Source organism: Streptomyces sp. NPDC127092 (genome assembly GCF_042722475.1).
Taxonomy (GTDB): domain Bacteria; phylum Actinomycetota; class Actinomycetes; order Streptomycetales; family Streptomycetaceae; genus Streptomyces.
The window spans coordinates 1-14,972 of the sequence record NZ_JBHXFE010000029.1 but is presented as its reverse complement, the minus strand read 5'-3'; the positions used below and the strand labels follow the sequence as shown (position 1 = coordinate 14,972).

Below are 14,972 nucleotides of genomic sequence, written 5' to 3'. Positions count from 1 at the left end.
GGGTTCCACCATCAGGGGAGGGACAGCGGGACTACGCTTCTGGCGTTGTTCCCCTCGTTCAGAACGGGTGCCGGGGACACGCTGAACGTGCTCAGCTCGCGTCGGAGTCGGTGAAGTTCGTCGTCCTTGGCGGCCAGGACGGACAGGAGGAGCCGGTGACGCTCCTTGAGCTGTGTGAGCTCGGTGTGGGTGCGGACGAACTTGCCGGTGAGTCGCTGGTTGAGGTCTCGCCGCCGGGCGATGCGACCCTCGCGCGGGTCGGGTTGCCGGCCGGCCGCCCAGGCGGCTGCCCGCCGCTTCTCGAATTCGTCCTTGAGGTGGCCCCAGGTCCGGTAAAGGGACGCGCGGGAGATGCCCGCCTCACGGGCGAGCGTCTTGACGTCGCAGGCGCCGCCGGGCGGGATCTGCCCGGCCAGTAGCCGGTCGATGGCCGCGCGGATGCGCCTCTCGATCTGGTCGCGCTGCTGGTGGCCGAGAGCCATGTCATCCGGTCTTTCCAGCTGCCGTGTCGATCTCTTCCAGGCATGGACCGCTCGTGCTCGGCCCGGTAGCACGTGATGCCGGGTGTCCAAGGCGCGCAGGATCGTGCGGGTGCGGTATTCGATCAAGTAGTGCGAGCGCAGCCAGAACGCCCCGAGCACGGGTCGGGTCGGCTCGGCCGCCGAACCAGTGAAGCCGTCCTCGGTCAGTTCGCGGACCATCCGGAGCAGGGTGAAGCTGAAGCTCTTCACCGTGGTCAGCTTGGCGAGCGGTCAGTGGGGAGGGATCGAGGCGGCAAGGCTCTCGGTCAGATCGGCCGCCAGCTTCGGGTTGGGCAGGTCACCGATGACGATGACCGTCGACGTCTCGCCGGGCAGGGACAGCTTCAGCGCGAGCGGATCGCGCAGGACTTCGGCAGGCATCAGAACTCCTCGGCGAACTCGGCGTCGGCCTCGGCGAGCGCGGCCGCATCGATGACGGCACGGCTGCTTTCCCAGGCCGCTAGATCCGGTGGATATTCAGGCGCTTGAGGTAGACCTCCGTGGTGACCACGCTGGAGTGCCCTAGGAGGTCCCGCAGGATCAGCAGTGGATCGGCTTTCAGCAGGTAGAGCGCGAGCCGGACGCATCTCCGGTTACCGCAGCGAGCTGGGCGGCCTGCCGGTAGTGGCCCTCCACCAGGTTCTCCAGGGTGGCCATGGCGAAGGTGTGCCGGCACCGGTGCGGCGCGACGTCGGGGAACCGCGGCTCGAAGCGCTCACGGATCCGGCGGGCCGTGCGGCGAAACAGCGTGCCCCAGTCCACGAACGGCTGGCCGTCGTAGCTCAGCGCCAGCAGCAGCGAGCCGCCCTGCGGTCCGACCAGCCGCAGCCGTTCCTCCGGCCGAAGCGCCGCCCAGCGTGTGCGCCGACCGTTGACCCGGCCGCCGTAGAAGTCCGCCTCCTCCACCACCAGAGGCCTCCTCGGCTGCCGCGTCCCTTGCGACATCTCCCTGTCCAGGTCGATGTAGGAGTGCACGGCCGCCAGCGAGGCGTAGTCGATCCACGTCGTGCGGAACTTCCGCCCTTTGGCCGCCAGCTCCGGGACCACCCACGGGATCGGCACCTCGGTCGGCTCAGCGGGCAGCGGCGGGACTTCATGAACCAGGAGGTGGGTGAACTCCCGGCTCAGCATCCGCTGCCCAGCACCAGGCCGCCCATCGCCGCGTTCCGGCCTGGGAACCGGCCGCGGAACGTCGCGTCCTCCAGCCCATCCGAGCCCAGCCCGGCAGGCCGTAGCGGAACAGATCGGCAAAGTCGGACCCCAGGTACTGCACCTTGACGTACGACTTCGGCCGCCGCAGCCTGGCCCTGGTTGGGCCGGGTCTCCACCAGACGGCCCTGGACCATCCGCTTGCCGGTGGCCACCGTGAACGGCACCGCTGCGGCCAGGCCCTCGCTCTCGGCCCAGTCGTAGAACCGGCTTAACACCGTGACCTGCAACTCCCATGACGAGAACTCCAGCCGCTCGTCCAACGGCCCCGACAGCCGAAGGTCCGCGTACGTACCGAGCGCGGCCACCAGCTCCTGCCGCGTACCGAACACCGCGACACGATGCCGCCGCAGATGCGTAAGCCAGTCCCGGGCCGCCAGCACCTACGCCCGCCACGAATTCGGCGACTGCGCTCCGCTGGACGGCAGCGTACGAAGCCACGCGTTCACCGCCCGCGTCGCCCTGGGGCCGCTCTCGTCCTCAAACAGGAAGTAGTCGTCGACCAGCATCGGCATCCGCTCAGGGATCAAACGGCTCGCCATTGAGTCCCCAGGGCTGCCAGCCCTCGGCAGAGGAGAAGTGCACCAACACGCGGCGGGACGGTACGTCCGCGACACGACACTCATCAACTGCTACCCCGCGCGCGATCAACGGGAGTTGAGGAATGAGACACGGCAAGAAAGCAGTGACGAATTTCGTGCAGTCCGACTACTGCGCCCGGGGCAAGGGCGCCACCGACGACAAGCCCGTCCACTTCGCCAACACCCCGGACGACGAGCCGACCGTCCACGGCACCACGGACGGCGTCAAGGCGTGCGCCTGGCACTGCCTGACCTACACCGCCACCCAGGCCCTCGCGGTCGGGGCCGGCGCCCGAGTCCTGGGCATCCGGCTGCACCCCTGGTGCCGCCGCGGCCGCACTCGCCCTGTCATTCGTCACGCACTACGCCGCGGACCGCCGGGTGCCGGGCGGGGCTCCTGGAGACTCGCTGTTCGCATGAGCGAGGCGAAGGCGCCCTAACTCGCGAGCCGACGACCGACGCCTGGTGCCGACCCTCACTCACGAGGGCAATGGCTCCCTCGTCACCGCAGTCGGACGTCGATACCACGGTCCATGAAGATCTCTAGAAGCACCTCGAACAAGGCACCATTGCCACCGTGGTCACTGACGAGATGCGCCCGTGCGGTGTTTGAGTGCTGCCATTCCAGAGTGAACGGAGGCGCGGCACCGAACCCTCCGCCGAGACAGTCGTCCACGGCAGCCAGGTTCCAGCCGAAGTAGCCCCCGGGACCGTTGATGGCTTCACCCAGTGCGCAGTAGAAGCTGTCGGGATCGACGACCTGCAGACCGTCCAAGGTGAACACCTGCCCTGGCGCTGTGTCCTCGGGGTGGTCTCGGCGCTGGTACTGCCGCGACCACAGCGCTACGGACAGCCAGGCTCTCCGGTCTTCCGGAGGGAGGGAGTGCCACATGCCCTTCCGGTTCAGCTGCCCAGTTCGAACCAATTCCCACACCCATTCCGAGCCGGGGAGGAGCTGGTCGCACCACAGACGCATAGTGATGTCGAGAAGCCCTTCCTCGCGATGGGAAGGCTTGGCGGCGATTGCGGAGAGGTTGCTGACGAAGTAGGAACCCATCTCAATGCCCTTGGCGTCGAGGAGAGCTAGATAGGCACTTCCCGCGGTCGCGCGGCGCCCGCCGAGATGGTCGAGGCAGGTCAGCAGCGCGCCTCGAGGCGAGCACCCCAGAAGTTCGACCTGGCGATGTCCATCGTCGCTTCCATTGAACAACCCTCTGGCTTCCTGCGCGAAGCCCCAGAAGTCGCTCACATCCTCGTCGCTGGTCAGGGCGTACTTAAACCCTTCTCCACCAAGGCCCAGCATCTCCACAGCACCTCCTGAGGTGAAGAGCCTACAGAGAAGCCCTCGGGCGTAGTTCAGCCAGTCGACAGGTCGGCTTGACAAGCAGCGGCACTCGTCTCACCGCCTAGTTCAGAGAAGGCCCGTACTGTCTGGACAGCGCCTGGCACCACAACCGGGAGACGGCCGCCGCGCTGGTCGCCACCATCGGGGCGACTACCCGGTGACCGTACGCCCCGCACTCGCCTCGACCGGGTGCGCACCTCGCTCGGCATCGCCCAGCTCGCCCCCCAGCAGGTCGAGGACGACCTGACCGCCGACGACCTCGACGCCCTCGAGCTCGCCGCGATCCTGTGCGAGCTCCAGGAGGACATCGACGTCCCTGGCGGCCTCTTCCCCACGCTCGCCCAGCTCGTCAGCACCGCCGCCCGCCGGGCGGAGCAGCTCGAGCCCCACCGCGAGGGTGACGCCTCCTGCAACCTGCCCGAGGCCGCCGCCCTGATCACCGACAACGCCGGGCAGCCATGAACTGGGCCGCCCGCGCCCTTCACCCGCAAGGAGACGACACGTGAGCCAGATGCCCCCGCGACTTCCGGAGAACGCGCTCGTCGTGCTGATCGGCCGCAGCGGTGCCGGGAAGAGCATCCTGACCTACACCTTGGCCGGCCTCCCAGACACCTCAGGCGCCTCATAAGTCAAGTTCGCTGAGCTGAGTCCATCTGTAGCCTGTCGATCTGTTCGAGAGAGTGGGGGATCAGCTGGTGTCTGGGGGGCCGTGGACAGGTGATGACCGTGGACACAACGACGAGGCTCACGAGCGTTGGCTGCGGCTGCGGAACAGGTCGACCGGAGCGCCCGATTATCGGGACGATTGGTATGACGAGCAGTGCGGCGGGTGCCGGTTCTGGATCGCGCTGAGCGGCGAGGTGGGGCGGGACTGGGGAGCCTGCGCCCATGCCGACTCGACGTTCGACGGACAGGTGCGCTTCGAGCACGATGGCTGCGCCTCCTTCACGGTTCGTGAAGACGGCTCGCTCGGCTGACGGCAGCTGCAAGGAAGCAATTAGTGCTGATCCGCCTCGGCCAGCACCTCACCCTGGCCCTTCGTATGGACGGCGAGGGCGATATCGGGTTCGACGCGCGCGTGCAGTGCCCGTTCGACCCCGAGTGCAGGGCCACTGCCTGGACGTCGGCCTACAGCGTCACCTGCCTGCACCGCGCGCTCACCAGCGACCTGGACCACCGTGACGACATCGTCTGCGACGTCCACGGCGGCTACGACGACGTCGACCAGGAGGCCGACGACCACGCGGCCACCCGCCCCCACCCTCTCGGGCGTTCGCCGGGAGTAGGCGTTGCCATGACTCCATTCGAACCGACCATCAGCGATTTCGCGCGATGACAGGCGGGGACAAAGGGCTGTCTGAAGGCGGCAGGCAGGCCACTGGATCGCGAGAGCCTGACCACTGACCTGTGCCGGCGGTCCGATCGACTGGACTGGCCGCCCTTGAGGGCGGAGCAGTCGAGCTGAGCACCGGGCGGCTGACCAGGGGCTGAGGCGTATTGCGACGCAGTATTGGCCGCCGACTACACCTGGGACGACGCGGGCAACCAGATCGCCTCCACCACCCCGGCGGGCCGTACCACGACCTCCGTCTACAACGCGGCCGGTGAACCCACCGCGGTCACCACCCCGGCTCAGGGCACCACCCGCTTCTCCTACGATCGTCTCGGCCGCAAGGTCGAGACGATCGACCCCACCAACCGCAAGACCCAGACCGTCTACAACGGTCTGGGCAACATCACCGAGACCAAGGACTACGGCACTGGCACCACCGTCCTGCGCTCGGCCAAGGCAGGCTTCGACCCCGATGGCAACCAGATCACCGCCGACGACCCGGCCGGTGGCCACACCGACTACACGTACAACGCGCTCGGACAGCTGACCAGCCAGACCGAGAAAATCTCCGCGACCGACCAGATCACCACGTCCTTCGGCTACGACGCGAACGGCAACCGCACCCGCCTCACCGACGGCCGCGGCCACACCACCACCTACACCTTCAACTCCTGGAACCTGTCCGAATCCACTATCGAACCCACGACTCCTCAGCGCCCCGCCCTCGGCGACCGCTCCCGGACCACCACCTACGACGCCGCTGGTCAGGTCATCAATGAGCTGCTGCCTGGCAACGTCACGCGCCAGCGCACCTACGACTGGCTGGGCAACCTTATAGCCGAGTCCGGAACCGGGGCCGGCGCCGCGACCTAGGACACGGCCGGGCGCCTCGACGTCGCCAACGACCCCCTCACAGGCACGCAGATCCGCTACGACTTCGACGCCGCTGGCCGCGCGACTCTGGAGCGGTAGGCCCGCCCCGGCGCCGGAGAAACGTTCAGCATCGATGCCCAGCGCAGCTACGGCTACGACAACGCCGACCGCCTGACGAAGAAGACCACCACCGGCAGCGTCGGAGCCTCCACCAACACCTACGACCTCGCCGGCCGCATGGCCTCCTGGACCAACGGCACCACCACCGTCCCCTAGACCTGGGACAAGGCCGGCAACCTCACCGAGCAGGGCACCACCAACGCGGCCTACGACGCCCGCAACCGTCTCCAGACCTGGGACACCGACGGCTACACCTACACTCCCCGCGGCACCACCCAGTCCGTCACCAAGAACGGCACCACCCGAACCGTCACCTCCGACGCCTTCGAACGCACCAGCACCAACGGCACCAACGGCACCAGCACCTACACCTACGACTCCCTCGACCGCGTCCTCACCGCAGGCGGGACCCCGTTCACCTACGACGGAGGCTCCAACAACCTCACCACCGACAACACCACCACCTACACCCGCACCCCCTGGCGGCACACTCCTCGCCACCGCCCCCAAGGCGGACACCACTCAGGCCCAGCTGGCCGTGACCGACCAGCACATCGACCTGGTCGCCAGCCTCAGGCCCGACGGCACCTCCGTCCAGGGGTCCCCGACTACGACACCTTCGGTAAGAAGCCGGTGTCGTACCGATCTTGGTGAGCAGGGGTTCGAATGCGGCGGCGCGGTCGGGCGATCTTCGGTCTGTCCGTGCATGAAGACAGGGCCTCTGGTGCAGCTCGGGGTTGTCGAGACCTTGAGCACACCAGCAGGCCCTACCGACGGCATCCCGGCACCTCCACCGCAGAGACGGCACAACACCTCGTCTCTGCCGCCGAAACACCGACCCTATGCCTGACCAGCGCAAACGCGCCCGTCACTCTCGGAAGGACAGCGGCTTCTGACCGGTCCGCACGGGAATCGTGTCAGAAGTCTGGTCTAGGTTTGGCCTGTAAACCACAGCAGCTCCAAGGTCGGGGCGCCCCGCGAGCCTGACTTGCCGCCGTATCAAGTGGTCCTAGCGGAGACTGATTGGGGTTCGCTCCAGACGGCTTTCGGGAACGGTGAGTGCCTTCCCAAAGTCCTGGCACGGTTGCTGGAGCCTGATCCCAAGGTGCAGGTCACCGCTTTGTCGGAACTGAGTGAGCTGGTCGGCCACCAGAACAGCATCTACGAAGCCACAGCCCCCGTCGCCATGTATGTCGCCGGCGTCCTCACCCACCCGGCGGCCATGACCCTCCGGCCGTATCGCAACGTCCCCATCCGCGCGACATTGTTGAACTGGTTGGTTTCCACGGCCTACGACGCCTCCGACGAGATTGTCGACCGTACCGAGCAGTACTTCCCTGGCTTCCTCACCCACGACACCACGCTGGCGGCCTTCCGGGACCTGCGCCCGATGCTTTATCGAGCCGTCGCGCCCTTCCTGCAGGACACTCACGAGGACGTGCGCGAAGCCGCCGGCCTCGCCGCGCTCATCCTCGCCGAACACCCCGCGCTCGCCCAGCACCGCGATCACCTCGCCGTGCACGCGCGCCGCATCCTAGACACCAGCAGCGACGAGCCTAACCGGCGCGGCGCCTGGAAGGCCCTCGAAGCATGGGGCCACGACATCACCGACATTGAACCTTTCCAGGAGGAGCCCTGGGACTGCGGGCCACACAGCGATGGCCGCGGCGATCTCGAACCTCCCTTCTGACTGATAGGCGCACGGCCCGCAGGTTCGAACGGGGGGCCGGAACGGGTGAGTTCGCGGTTGGCAGACATGAAGGAAGGGCCTCCTGAACAGCTCGTGGTTGTCGAAGCCCGAGCGCCAGGAGGCCCTGTTGTCGCAGTTGTACGTGGCCGTTCCGGTGGAGTCCAGCCTATTCACCCCGGGGTGTGACTGTCTTGCTCACAGGTTCGGGAACGCGGCCGACAAACCGGGCCGCCGGCCTCGCTACACGTCGGACATGACGGACGCGGAGTGGGCCGTGGTGCGGACGATGCTGCCAGTCCCGGCATGGATGGACGGCCGGGGAGGCAGGCCGGAGAGCTACTGCCACCGGCAGATGGTCGACGCGGTGCGGTATCTGGTCGAGAACGGGATCAAGCGGCGGGCGATCTACGCGTTCTTCCGACGCTGGCGCGACAACGCTCTGATCAGGGAGTTCCACGACCCGCTGAGGGAACGTGTCCGCGAGGCGGAAGGCCGGGACGCGGAGCCGACCGCGGGGATCGTGGACTCGCAGTCGGTGAAAGGGGACGCCGTGGTCGGCGCGGGCCTCCCGCGGCTTCGACGGCGGCAAGTTGGTCAACGGACGCAAGCGGCACCTGGTCGTGGACTGCCTCGGCCTCGTCCTGGCGGTGCTGGTCACCCCCGCGTCGGTGACGGACCGCAACGCCGCCTGCGGGATGCTGCCCGCGCTGCGGGAATGCTTCCGCCGGCTCCGGCTGATCTGGGCGGACGGTGCCTACACCGGCGACGTCCTCACCGAAGCCGCCCACCGGCTCGGCCTGCGCCTGGACATCGTCCGACGCAGCGACGACAGCCGCGGGTTCACCGTAAAGTCATGTCCAAAGCCGTCCTCACTTTGGAGAGACAACACTGAAAACGCCCCGTGTGAGCGACATGCTGCCGCTGCCCAGGACCGCGAATACCAGGGCTACTCGTCGAAGTGTCGCCAGGGGAAGTCGTATGCCCGCAAAGGGGCGAGGGCTTCGCGGTGGCGTGCGCCGAACGCGATGGTTGCCTCGGTCTCATCGGCGCTGACGCTCGCCAGCAGTCCGGGGGCGGCGTAGAACAGGTCGTTTGTGTAGGCGGGGAGGAAGGGGCTGAGGGGGACGGGGCGTAGGAAGTCCCACAGCGGTTCGAGGTGCTCGATGGGCATGACCAGGGTCCAGGCGTTGAAGGGCGCCATGTCGCAGGCTTCGTTGAGGGTGAACTGGAGGAGGAACCGGCTGAGGGGTTCCGCTTCGAGGATCGTCTCCGGATCGTCGTCGAAGTAAGGGTCCTCCGTGAGCCAGACAGGGGGATCGGAGTCCGTCGGTCCGCCCTGAGGTGGCCAAGGGATGGACCAGTCCCTGCACCCCTGGTTTTCTGTCGCGAAGACCAACTGACTGCCATGCGGTCTATCAGCTCGTTGGGGCTGCAGGAGCACCGGGTTGCTCAAGCGGCGAAGCGCGGGACGCAGGCGAGCGAGGCGGTGGAAGGCGGCGAGCGAGGACGGCAGGCCTGCCAGATCACCGTCCGTGGGCGCCTTGGGATCCGGAGCGGCCTCCTCGGCGGGGTACCACCCTAGAACAAGCATTTCCAACGCACGGATGGGGTCCGTGTCGACGTGGTCGATCCAGTCGACGGGCGGAAGCGGCGCGGTGAGGGAGGTGACTGCACTGGGCGGGGACCAGGGAGACAGGGACATGAGCTCACCTTACGGAGAGGGCTCGGGAGGGTTCGCCGGCCGTCCGCCCCGGGGGCTTCGTGCCTTGCAGCCCGCACCTCAACCTCACGGCATCACCCGATCAGGGACCTTGCTGAAAACGCTCACTGTCCCGAACTCGACGCCCTCACCACTCATGTCCGGTTCTTCGCCCAGATGTTCACCGAGCGCCAGGGCGAAGAGCTGCCGCAGTGGCTTGATGCCCTCCGGCGCGACGACTTCCCCAGCCACACTCTTGCCGCGGGCATCGAACGTGACCGCGATGCCGTCATCGCCGGGCTCACCCTGCCCTGGAACTCAGGCGTGGTCGAGGGACACGTCAACCGGATCAAGATGCTCAAGCGCCAGATGTTCGGTCGGGCCGGCTTCGCTCTCCTGCGGAAGAGAGTTCTTCTGGCCAGCTGACGACCGCCGCCCGTAGGGTGGCGGGGACGAGAGAAGAGCACGATGGATCCCCGCATACCGCGCCTGCGTCGCAAGCTGGCCGCGATCCCTTTCCAACCCCTGCGCAGTCATTCCTTCGGGGAAGAGAAACACGAGTTTCGCCTTGGTCCGAAGCTGCCGGAAGCGCGCGTCGCTGCGTTCGAGGCCAAGCCCCACATCGCCCTGCCCGACGCCTATCGGCAGTTCCTGACGCACATCGGCGGCTCAGGCGCGGCGCCGTTCTACGGCCTCATGCCGCTGGAGCGATGCTCCTTGCTGGTCATGAATCCGCGCGGAGAACCAGGGACACCTCGTGGCTTCGACGGTAGAAACCCCAGGGGCCACGGAGGCGATCTCTTCCTCCACATCATCGAGATGGGCTGCACCGATGTATGTGTCATCGCAGTGACTGGTCCCCTCACCGGCCGTGTCCTCATCGGAAACAGCGACGGATACTGGGGCCCCAACGTCTCCTCCGCCATCGACTTCCTCGACTGGTACGAACGCTGGCTCAACCACATGAGCGCCGGACGCGACAACCGGGCCCTGGAACTCACCTCGCCGAGGCTTCGCACTCATCCAAACCGCCATCGCCTGGCTCCGAAGATCTAAGGCTTCGTAATCACTCCACGGAATGTGAGCCAGAACCCAAACCCATGAACAACCGCTGTCGCTGCCCGGGTTCTGGCACAACTTCTGTGGAGCGATCACGTGTGTGGGTAGAGGCCACGGCGTGAGCAAGCTTCACGACGGGGTCACCGTCCATTCTGTCGGATGCCGTGCTCCGACCGTATGTCGCGCTGGGCCAGAGAGGACTGCGGCAACGGTGCTGTTCGCGCCGGGCGGGTGACCTGTCCAGGCATTCGGCCGAGCCGGTGCTTGCGGCCGCCCAGCGATCGCCGCGAGCCGACGCTCGCGGCGTGGGCCGCAAGCCTTCTCGCTCGTCAGCTGTCGGAGGAGACCAGCAGTTCCTGGCACTGGGAAAACACTGCGGGAGGTCCACCGGTCGCTTAACGCTGGGCAGCTGCGGCTGGCGAGTCGGCAGCAGCACCAGCTCGTCACCGCGCTCGCCCGTACGGCAGCTGCTCTGGCCCGGGAGTCAGGACAGCCGGTGAGCGAGACGATGCTGCACGAGACCGAGCAGTCCCCTCAGGAGCATGTATGGATGCGCAACATTCGCTCTGCTGCGGGCACGCATTCTTGCGAGACTTTAAGCCCGGACCGGGCTCAGGCCGGGCCTACTGCCTTGCCTGACCTCCGGATCGGCGGGCCAAGAACGTTGTCGACCTCCGTGGCCACGAAGTCGAGAAGTTCCCCGCCGAACAGGCAAAGAGACTCTTCCCAGGGGTGTCCGAAGCTGCCGAAGCGGAAGTCCTCTGCCAGGAAGTTGAATTAGTCCCCGTCGGGATACGGGCTCAGCGGCCAGGCCGGTTGCGCAGGACCGCCCACCTCTTGCGGTGCGAAGCGGTACGACGGGTGCTGCCAGTCGAGGGCGAACAGAGTGCCCGACGGGCCAGCGCAGGAGGACAGTCCTTGCTCGACGACGGCGACCAGGCAGTCCAAACGCTCGTAGTCAGGTTCGTCGGGAAGCGTCACCAGATTCCATGTGACTGATGCACCAGGCTCTTTGATGGTCGGCCACTTGGACGGACTCATGCTCGGCTGGAGGCGGCCGCGTAGCTCGATGTCGAGCTGTGTCTCCGCTGCCTCGACCTGTGCCCTCGTCTGTTGCACCGTGCGCTCGGACGGCAGAAGAGAGGCGACGTTCTCCGCCTCCGCGAAGGCGCTGTTGCGGTCGTGCCGCGTACGACCGCCTCCACGCGCAGCTCTTCAGCGTGGTCACCGGACACTGCCCTGCTCCTCTCGGAGAGGAGCAGCAGATGCGCGTCTCTTGCTCACGGCAGAGGCCAGGACTGTCGCCGTGAAGGCAGCCACGCTGCGGAGCACGAGCTCCTGGCGGTCGGGCCCGAGATTGTTCCACCGATCGGTGATGCACCGGCGCCAGGTTCGTCTTCCAACGCGATCTCCCTCGTTCGCGAGCCACTGTCAGGCAGCAGAGAAACCTTCGGCAGTGCACCGGACAGGCATGGGGAGCGTCGTAGTCACAGCGGCGGCGCCCGCGCCTCTGGCGGCGGGGCCGGCACCTCGCACAGAATCCTGTCGTACCGGGAAGGCACAATCAGCGCATGTCTGAGACCTTCGTTGACCTGGGATCCGTCGATGCGCCGTCCGGCGTGCTGGTGCTCGGCATGGCCGGGTGGATCGACTACTGGCGGGAGCTCGGGCAGCCCTTGTCTAAGCGCGCCAGAGCGGCAGCGTCGTCGGGAGGAGGTCATCTTCGCGAGTGGTTGTGCGAGGCGGTCGCGGTGCCGGCCGTCGCGGATCGACCGTTGAAAGTGAGGGCGAGTACCTCGGCATCCCCGTTTGACGAAGAGCCGACGATCGCAACCTTGGAGATCAGCCTCGGCATTCCGTGGCCCGAGACCACGGAACGATCGGTGCCGGTCCGGCTTGGGGACCTGCCCGTTGACCGGTGCGGCATGGTCATCGGCGACGCCGCAGGGCTGGACACGTGGACGGGAATGGACAGTGAGCCAGCCGATGGGCTTGCTGACGTCTTCTACTGGGGCCGCTACGCGGACGTAGCGCACGCCGAGTTCGGCGGCGAGCGGATCGCACAGTACGGCGTCGCAGGACCGTATGGGTGGCTCGACCTCCCGTTGGCCGAGGCGGCCGCCCGTGCGGCCGAACTCACCGCCTGGTGCGACCGCCTCCACGGCAAGGGCCTCGTGGTCTCGATCGACAAGCACACCGACTACCATCGTTTCCGGCGAGCCGGGTGGCACCATCCGCTACGCGCCGGAGCGATCGGGGTTGGCGGCTGCCAGGTGCTTGGCATCGAATGGGACCAGGGCGACCACTCGATGAGGCACCGCGGTGAGCGGGACGCCGGCCAGGTATATCCGGTCACGCTTGAAGCCGACGAGGCGGGTGAGATGGTGATGCGATGGACCATCCCGCCCTACGACTTCGACGACGATGACGAGTGACGAGTTCGGCCCTGGGGATCCGACACCCGTGGTGAGACTGGTCAACCCCGACACGTCGTGAGACGGATCCGGGAGCCGCAGGTCACAACGGTGGTCTCTGACACGAGCCGCGAGATCCTACAGGAGACCTGTAGGGTCTCAGATCTCGTGTCGGAATCTCACGGTCGATGTCGGACGGAAGTCGGATCCGACATCGACGGTGAGACACCGCAGTTCAACGGGGCGCGGTGCCTGCAGGGGTGCCGGGGGTTTCGTAGAGTCGCTTGGCTGGCCGAGGGGGTGGAGGAGCATGCGGGTCGCCATCGACGGGGCACACATCGGAAGCCAGGCGGACCTGCACCGGGTTCTTGCCGGGCCTCTGGACTTCGGTCCGTACTACGGGCACAACCTGAGCGCCCTGTGGGACCGTCTGAGCAGGGATGTCGAGCGCCCGGTCGAGATCGTCTGGGAGAACGCTGCAGTCAGTCGTGGCCGCATGGGCGATGAAGCGTTCGAGGCGATCGCGTCCGTCCTGGTCCGAGCTGCCGCGGAAGACGAGTCGGACGCGCCGGACAAGAGGCTGACCGTGCGTTTCACCTGATGTGGAGTCCAACGGCGAGCGGTCAAACTTCGTTGAGACGCGTCAAACTTCGCTGAGACGGGTCAAGCGGGTCGGGCCGCCGCAAGCGGCCGACGCCGCCATCGACTTCTGACACGGAGCTGAGATGCTGAGCGTCCGACACAGCGTGAGACGGCGGATGGAGCCGCAGGTCACAGCCTCGGCGTCCGACACGAGCCGCGAGACCCTACAGACCTGTAGGGTCGCAATTTTCGCGGCCCAGTCTCAGCTGCGATGGCATACCGATGTCTTATGCCGCTGTTGTGAGGCTGTCTGTCGCGCTGAAGGGTGTGGGATTCTTGCTGCGCTGCGCGGCGGGTGACGTTGCTCGCCCCAGTCGTGGGGTTTTGGTCGTATTTTCCTGTTCCGGTGAGGTGCGGTTCCTCAGTCCTGGGTGGGGATGTCTAGGGCGGTCCCGTATAGGCGCGAGACCCGGAGCAGGATGGTCACGCGTCGGTCAGGCAGCGGCTGCTCGTCAGGGGCCGCCTTGTCGGCCGGATCTGCGATCTCCGTCTCTCCCTCCGCCACAGCGAACGACCAGATGTCCGGGCCGCTGACATGCAGTGAGGCGTGCGGGTCGCGGCGCAACTGGCGGACCTTGAGGCGGTCGGCGGTGGAGGAGACCCTCAGGACGCGTTCCTTGGCGTTCCAGTCGTAGAGGACGGTCGACAGGTGCGGGTGGCCGGTGCTCCTGACGCTGGCGAGTACGCCGAACTGCTGTTGGCTCAACAGCTGGGAGAGCTCCTGGTCGGTGAGCGCTCGGGGGGCCGGGCCGTCGTTCTGGGTGGTGCCGGTGGTGGTCTTCGTGGCGGTGTGCTTGCTCATGTCGGTCAGCCTTTCGGTGGTTGGGGCGGGGCGGGGCGGGAGGGCAGGTCGGACAGTTGCGGCGTTGATGGCGAGCCAGTTGATCGGCGGCTGGCGGGGCGCGCGATGGTGCGGAGTCGAATGCGGCAAACGTGTGGTCTCCCCTGCCGGTTGCCGCAAGGGAGACCGTAGCAGATAGTTTCGTTGCAGACTATCCGGTTCGGCTTCACTCAAGGGTGGGGGTCGCCGTCGTCGACCGGTGGGTTCAGGGCCGAGCTCGTTTATCACACTCCGGCCCAGCTCATCGACCGGGTCGAGCGCCGCTGGTACACCTGCTGGTCCCACGCCATCCACGAGCGCGACTAAGACGACCGGCGCCGCTGGGCACCCCACGAGATCGCTGAGTTCCTCGTCAGGCCCAGGCGCTGTGAGAACCGCGCGTGCGAAGACGGTCGCCTCCTCCACAACGATTCACCCTGCCCGCACTGCCAGCAGCCCGAGAACCGGTTCGTTGCCGGCACAGCCGGCCCCGCGGCCACCGAGCATGCCCGCAAGACTGTCGCCGAGATCCGCCAAGCCCTCCTCGCCTGCCGCACCGACCGGAAGAAGCGCCCCGAACTGCGCGACGGTCGACCCGACCGGGACATTGGCCCTGATGAAGCCGGCGGTCGCTTGCCGGGCGACATGACCGCATCGCCCGGCAAG

The 14,972-nt window shown here is 67.1% G+C and carries 19 protein-coding genes and 3 pseudogenes; 13 read left to right on the top strand and 9 right to left on the bottom strand.

Annotated features, from left to right (window positions below; all coding sequences use genetic code 11):
- Positions 1 to 11 precede the first annotated feature (11 nt).
- The 4 genes from ACFWJO_RS23320 to ACFWJO_RS23305 form a co-directional block, all read right to left on the bottom strand.
- Complete coding sequence (locus tag ACFWJO_RS23320) at positions 12 to 731, bottom strand: hypothetical protein (RefSeq protein WP_386867948.1); 720 nt, start codon at positions 729 to 731, stop codon at positions 12 to 14.
- 21 nt (positions 732 to 752) lie between these two features.
- On the bottom strand, positions 753 to 902 hold the full coding sequence (locus ACFWJO_RS23315) for a hypothetical protein (RefSeq protein ID WP_386867946.1): 150 nt from the start codon (positions 900 to 902) through the stop codon (positions 753 to 755).
- Positions 903 to 1,079: 177 nt separating this feature from the next.
- Positions 1,080 to 1,652, bottom strand: a complete 573-nt coding sequence (locus ACFWJO_RS23310; RefSeq protein ID WP_386867945.1) for a hypothetical protein — start codon at positions 1,650 to 1,652, stop codon at positions 1,080 to 1,082.
- Positions 1,646 to 2,062, bottom strand: coding sequence for a hypothetical protein (locus tag ACFWJO_RS23305; protein WP_386867943.1), 417 nt, complete (start codon positions 2,060 to 2,062; stop codon positions 1,646 to 1,648). Before ACFWJO_RS23305 ends, ACFWJO_RS23310 begins: the two co-directional genes overlap by 7 nt.
- A gap of 332 nt (positions 2,063 to 2,394) precedes the next feature.
- On the opposite strand from ACFWJO_RS23305, the gene ACFWJO_RS23300 reads away from it, so the two are divergent.
- Positions 2,395 to 2,751, top strand: coding sequence for a hypothetical protein (locus ACFWJO_RS23300; protein WP_386867941.1), 357 nt, complete (start codon positions 2,395 to 2,397; stop codon positions 2,749 to 2,751).
- A gap of 62 nt (positions 2,752 to 2,813) precedes the next feature.
- Here ACFWJO_RS23300 and ACFWJO_RS23295 read toward each other — a convergent pair whose 3' ends face one another.
- Positions 2,814 to 3,614 carry a barstar family protein gene (locus ACFWJO_RS23295; RefSeq protein ID WP_386868081.1) on the bottom strand — a complete coding sequence of 267 codons (801 nt, stop codon included), beginning with the start codon at positions 3,612 to 3,614 and terminating at the stop codon, positions 2,814 to 2,816.
- A 231-nt stretch (positions 3,615 to 3,845) separates the two neighbouring features.
- Here ACFWJO_RS23295 and ACFWJO_RS23290 point away from each other — a divergent pair, with 231 nt between their 5' ends.
- The 8 genes and pseudogenes from ACFWJO_RS23290 to ACFWJO_RS23255 all read left to right on the top strand — a co-directional run.
- Positions 3,846 to 4,118, top strand: a complete 273-nt coding sequence (locus ACFWJO_RS23290) for a hypothetical protein (protein ID WP_386867940.1) — start codon at positions 3,846 to 3,848, stop codon at positions 4,116 to 4,118.
- Positions 4,119 to 4,158: 40 nt separating this feature from the next.
- Complete coding sequence (locus tag ACFWJO_RS23285; RefSeq protein WP_386867938.1) at positions 4,159 to 4,284, top strand: ATP-binding cassette domain-containing protein; 126 nt, start codon at positions 4,159 to 4,161, stop codon at positions 4,282 to 4,284.
- 52 nt (positions 4,285 to 4,336) lie between these two features.
- Positions 4,337 to 4,633 carry a DUF3027 domain-containing protein gene (locus ACFWJO_RS23280; protein WP_386867936.1) on the top strand — a complete coding sequence of 99 codons (297 nt, stop codon included), beginning with the start codon at positions 4,337 to 4,339 and terminating at the stop codon, positions 4,631 to 4,633.
- Between the two features lie 23 nt (positions 4,634 to 4,656).
- Positions 4,657 to 4,992, top strand: coding sequence for a hypothetical protein (locus ACFWJO_RS23275; RefSeq protein ID WP_386867934.1), 336 nt, complete (start codon positions 4,657 to 4,659; stop codon positions 4,990 to 4,992).
- Positions 4,993 to 5,166: 174 nt separating this feature from the next.
- Positions 5,167 to 5,862: a hypothetical protein gene (locus ACFWJO_RS23270; RefSeq protein ID WP_386867933.1), complete on the top strand. Its 696-nt coding sequence runs from the start codon at positions 5,167 to 5,169 to the stop codon at positions 5,860 to 5,862.
- A gap of 1,204 nt (positions 5,863 to 7,066) precedes the next feature.
- Positions 7,067 to 7,672 (top strand): hypothetical protein, encoded by a 606-nt coding sequence (locus ACFWJO_RS23265; protein WP_386867931.1) that lies wholly within the window; start codon positions 7,067 to 7,069, stop codon positions 7,670 to 7,672.
- 253 nt (positions 7,673 to 7,925) lie between these two features.
- A pseudogene (locus tag ACFWJO_RS23260) lies at positions 7,926 to 8,060 on the top strand (transposase); the annotation flags it as partial.
- A gap of 202 nt (positions 8,061 to 8,262) precedes the next feature.
- Positions 8,263 to 8,454 (top strand): annotated as a pseudogene (locus ACFWJO_RS23255) (transposase); the annotation flags it as partial.
- 164 nt (positions 8,455 to 8,618) lie between these two features.
- Here ACFWJO_RS23255 and ACFWJO_RS23250 read toward each other — a convergent pair.
- Complete coding sequence (locus ACFWJO_RS23250) at positions 8,619 to 9,374, bottom strand: hypothetical protein (RefSeq protein ID WP_386868101.1); 756 nt, start codon at positions 9,372 to 9,374, stop codon at positions 8,619 to 8,621.
- A 174-nt stretch (positions 9,375 to 9,548) separates the two neighbouring features.
- Between ACFWJO_RS23250 and ACFWJO_RS23245 the strand changes: the two genes are divergently transcribed.
- On the top strand, positions 9,549 to 9,797 hold the full coding sequence (locus ACFWJO_RS23245) for a hypothetical protein (RefSeq protein ID WP_386867929.1): 249 nt from the start codon (positions 9,549 to 9,551) through the stop codon (positions 9,795 to 9,797).
- Positions 9,798 to 9,839: 42 nt separating this feature from the next.
- Positions 9,840 to 10,427 (top strand): SMI1/KNR4 family protein, encoded by a 588-nt coding sequence (locus ACFWJO_RS23240; protein WP_386867927.1) that lies wholly within the window; start codon positions 9,840 to 9,842, stop codon positions 10,425 to 10,427.
- 615 nt (positions 10,428 to 11,042) lie between these two features.
- Here the strand turns inward: ACFWJO_RS23240 and ACFWJO_RS23235 are convergent.
- A pseudogene (locus tag ACFWJO_RS23235) lies at positions 11,043 to 11,549 on the bottom strand (DUF2716 domain-containing protein).
- A 452-nt stretch (positions 11,550 to 12,001) separates the two neighbouring features.
- Here ACFWJO_RS23235 and ACFWJO_RS23230 point away from each other — a divergent pair.
- Both ACFWJO_RS23230 and ACFWJO_RS23225 read left to right on the top strand, forming a co-directional pair.
- Complete coding sequence (locus ACFWJO_RS23230) at positions 12,002 to 12,865, top strand: hypothetical protein (protein ID WP_386867925.1); 864 nt, start codon at positions 12,002 to 12,004, stop codon at positions 12,863 to 12,865.
- Positions 12,866 to 13,154: 289 nt separating this feature from the next.
- The gene (locus ACFWJO_RS23225; protein WP_384414184.1) at positions 13,155 to 13,445 is read left to right on the top strand and encodes a barstar family protein; all 291 of its coding nucleotides are present in this window, start codon (positions 13,155 to 13,157) and stop codon (positions 13,443 to 13,445) included.
- 402 nt (positions 13,446 to 13,847) lie between these two features.
- Here the strand turns inward: ACFWJO_RS23225 and ACFWJO_RS23220 are convergent, their stop codons facing one another.
- Both ACFWJO_RS23220 and ACFWJO_RS23215 read right to left on the bottom strand, forming a co-directional pair.
- Positions 13,848 to 14,288 (bottom strand): pyridoxamine 5'-phosphate oxidase family protein, encoded by a 441-nt coding sequence (locus ACFWJO_RS23220; RefSeq protein WP_384414187.1) that lies wholly within the window; start codon positions 14,286 to 14,288, stop codon positions 13,848 to 13,850.
- A 450-nt stretch (positions 14,289 to 14,738) separates the two neighbouring features.
- Positions 14,739 to 14,972: hypothetical protein (locus ACFWJO_RS23215; RefSeq protein ID WP_386867923.1), on the bottom strand; the 234-nt coding region annotated here is incomplete at its 5' end.

Coding starts and splice junctions, on each gene's coding strand:
- ACFWJO_RS23315 (WP_386867946.1), bottom strand. CDS start 902: ATGCCTGCCGAAGTCCTGCGCGATCCGCTCGCGCTGAAGCTGTCCCTG.
- ACFWJO_RS23310 (WP_386867945.1), bottom strand. CDS start 1,652: ATGCTGAGCCGGGAGTTCACCCACCTCCTGGTTCATGAAGTCCCGCCG.
- ACFWJO_RS23300 (WP_386867941.1), top strand. CDS start 2,395: ATGAGACACGGCAAGAAAGCAGTGACGAATTTCGTGCAGTCCGACTAC.
- ACFWJO_RS23295 (WP_386868081.1), bottom strand. CDS start 3,614: ATGCTGGGCCTTGGTGGAGAAGGGTTTAAGTACGCCCTGACCAGCGAC.
- ACFWJO_RS23250 (WP_386868101.1), bottom strand. CDS start 9,374: ATGTCCCTGTCTCCCTGGTCCCCGCCCAGTGCAGTCACCTCCCTCACC.
- ACFWJO_RS23245 (WP_386867929.1), top strand. CDS start 9,549: ATGTTCACCGAGCGCCAGGGCGAAGAGCTGCCGCAGTGGCTTGATGCC.
- ACFWJO_RS23240 (WP_386867927.1), top strand. CDS start 9,840: ATGGATCCCCGCATACCGCGCCTGCGTCGCAAGCTGGCCGCGATCCCT.
- ACFWJO_RS23230 (WP_386867925.1), top strand. CDS start 12,002: ATGTCTGAGACCTTCGTTGACCTGGGATCCGTCGATGCGCCGTCCGGC.
- ACFWJO_RS23225 (WP_384414184.1), top strand. CDS start 13,155: ATGCGGGTCGCCATCGACGGGGCACACATCGGAAGCCAGGCGGACCTG.
- ACFWJO_RS23220 (WP_384414187.1), bottom strand. CDS start 14,288: ATGAGCAAGCACACCGCCACGAAGACCACCACCGGCACCACCCAGAAC.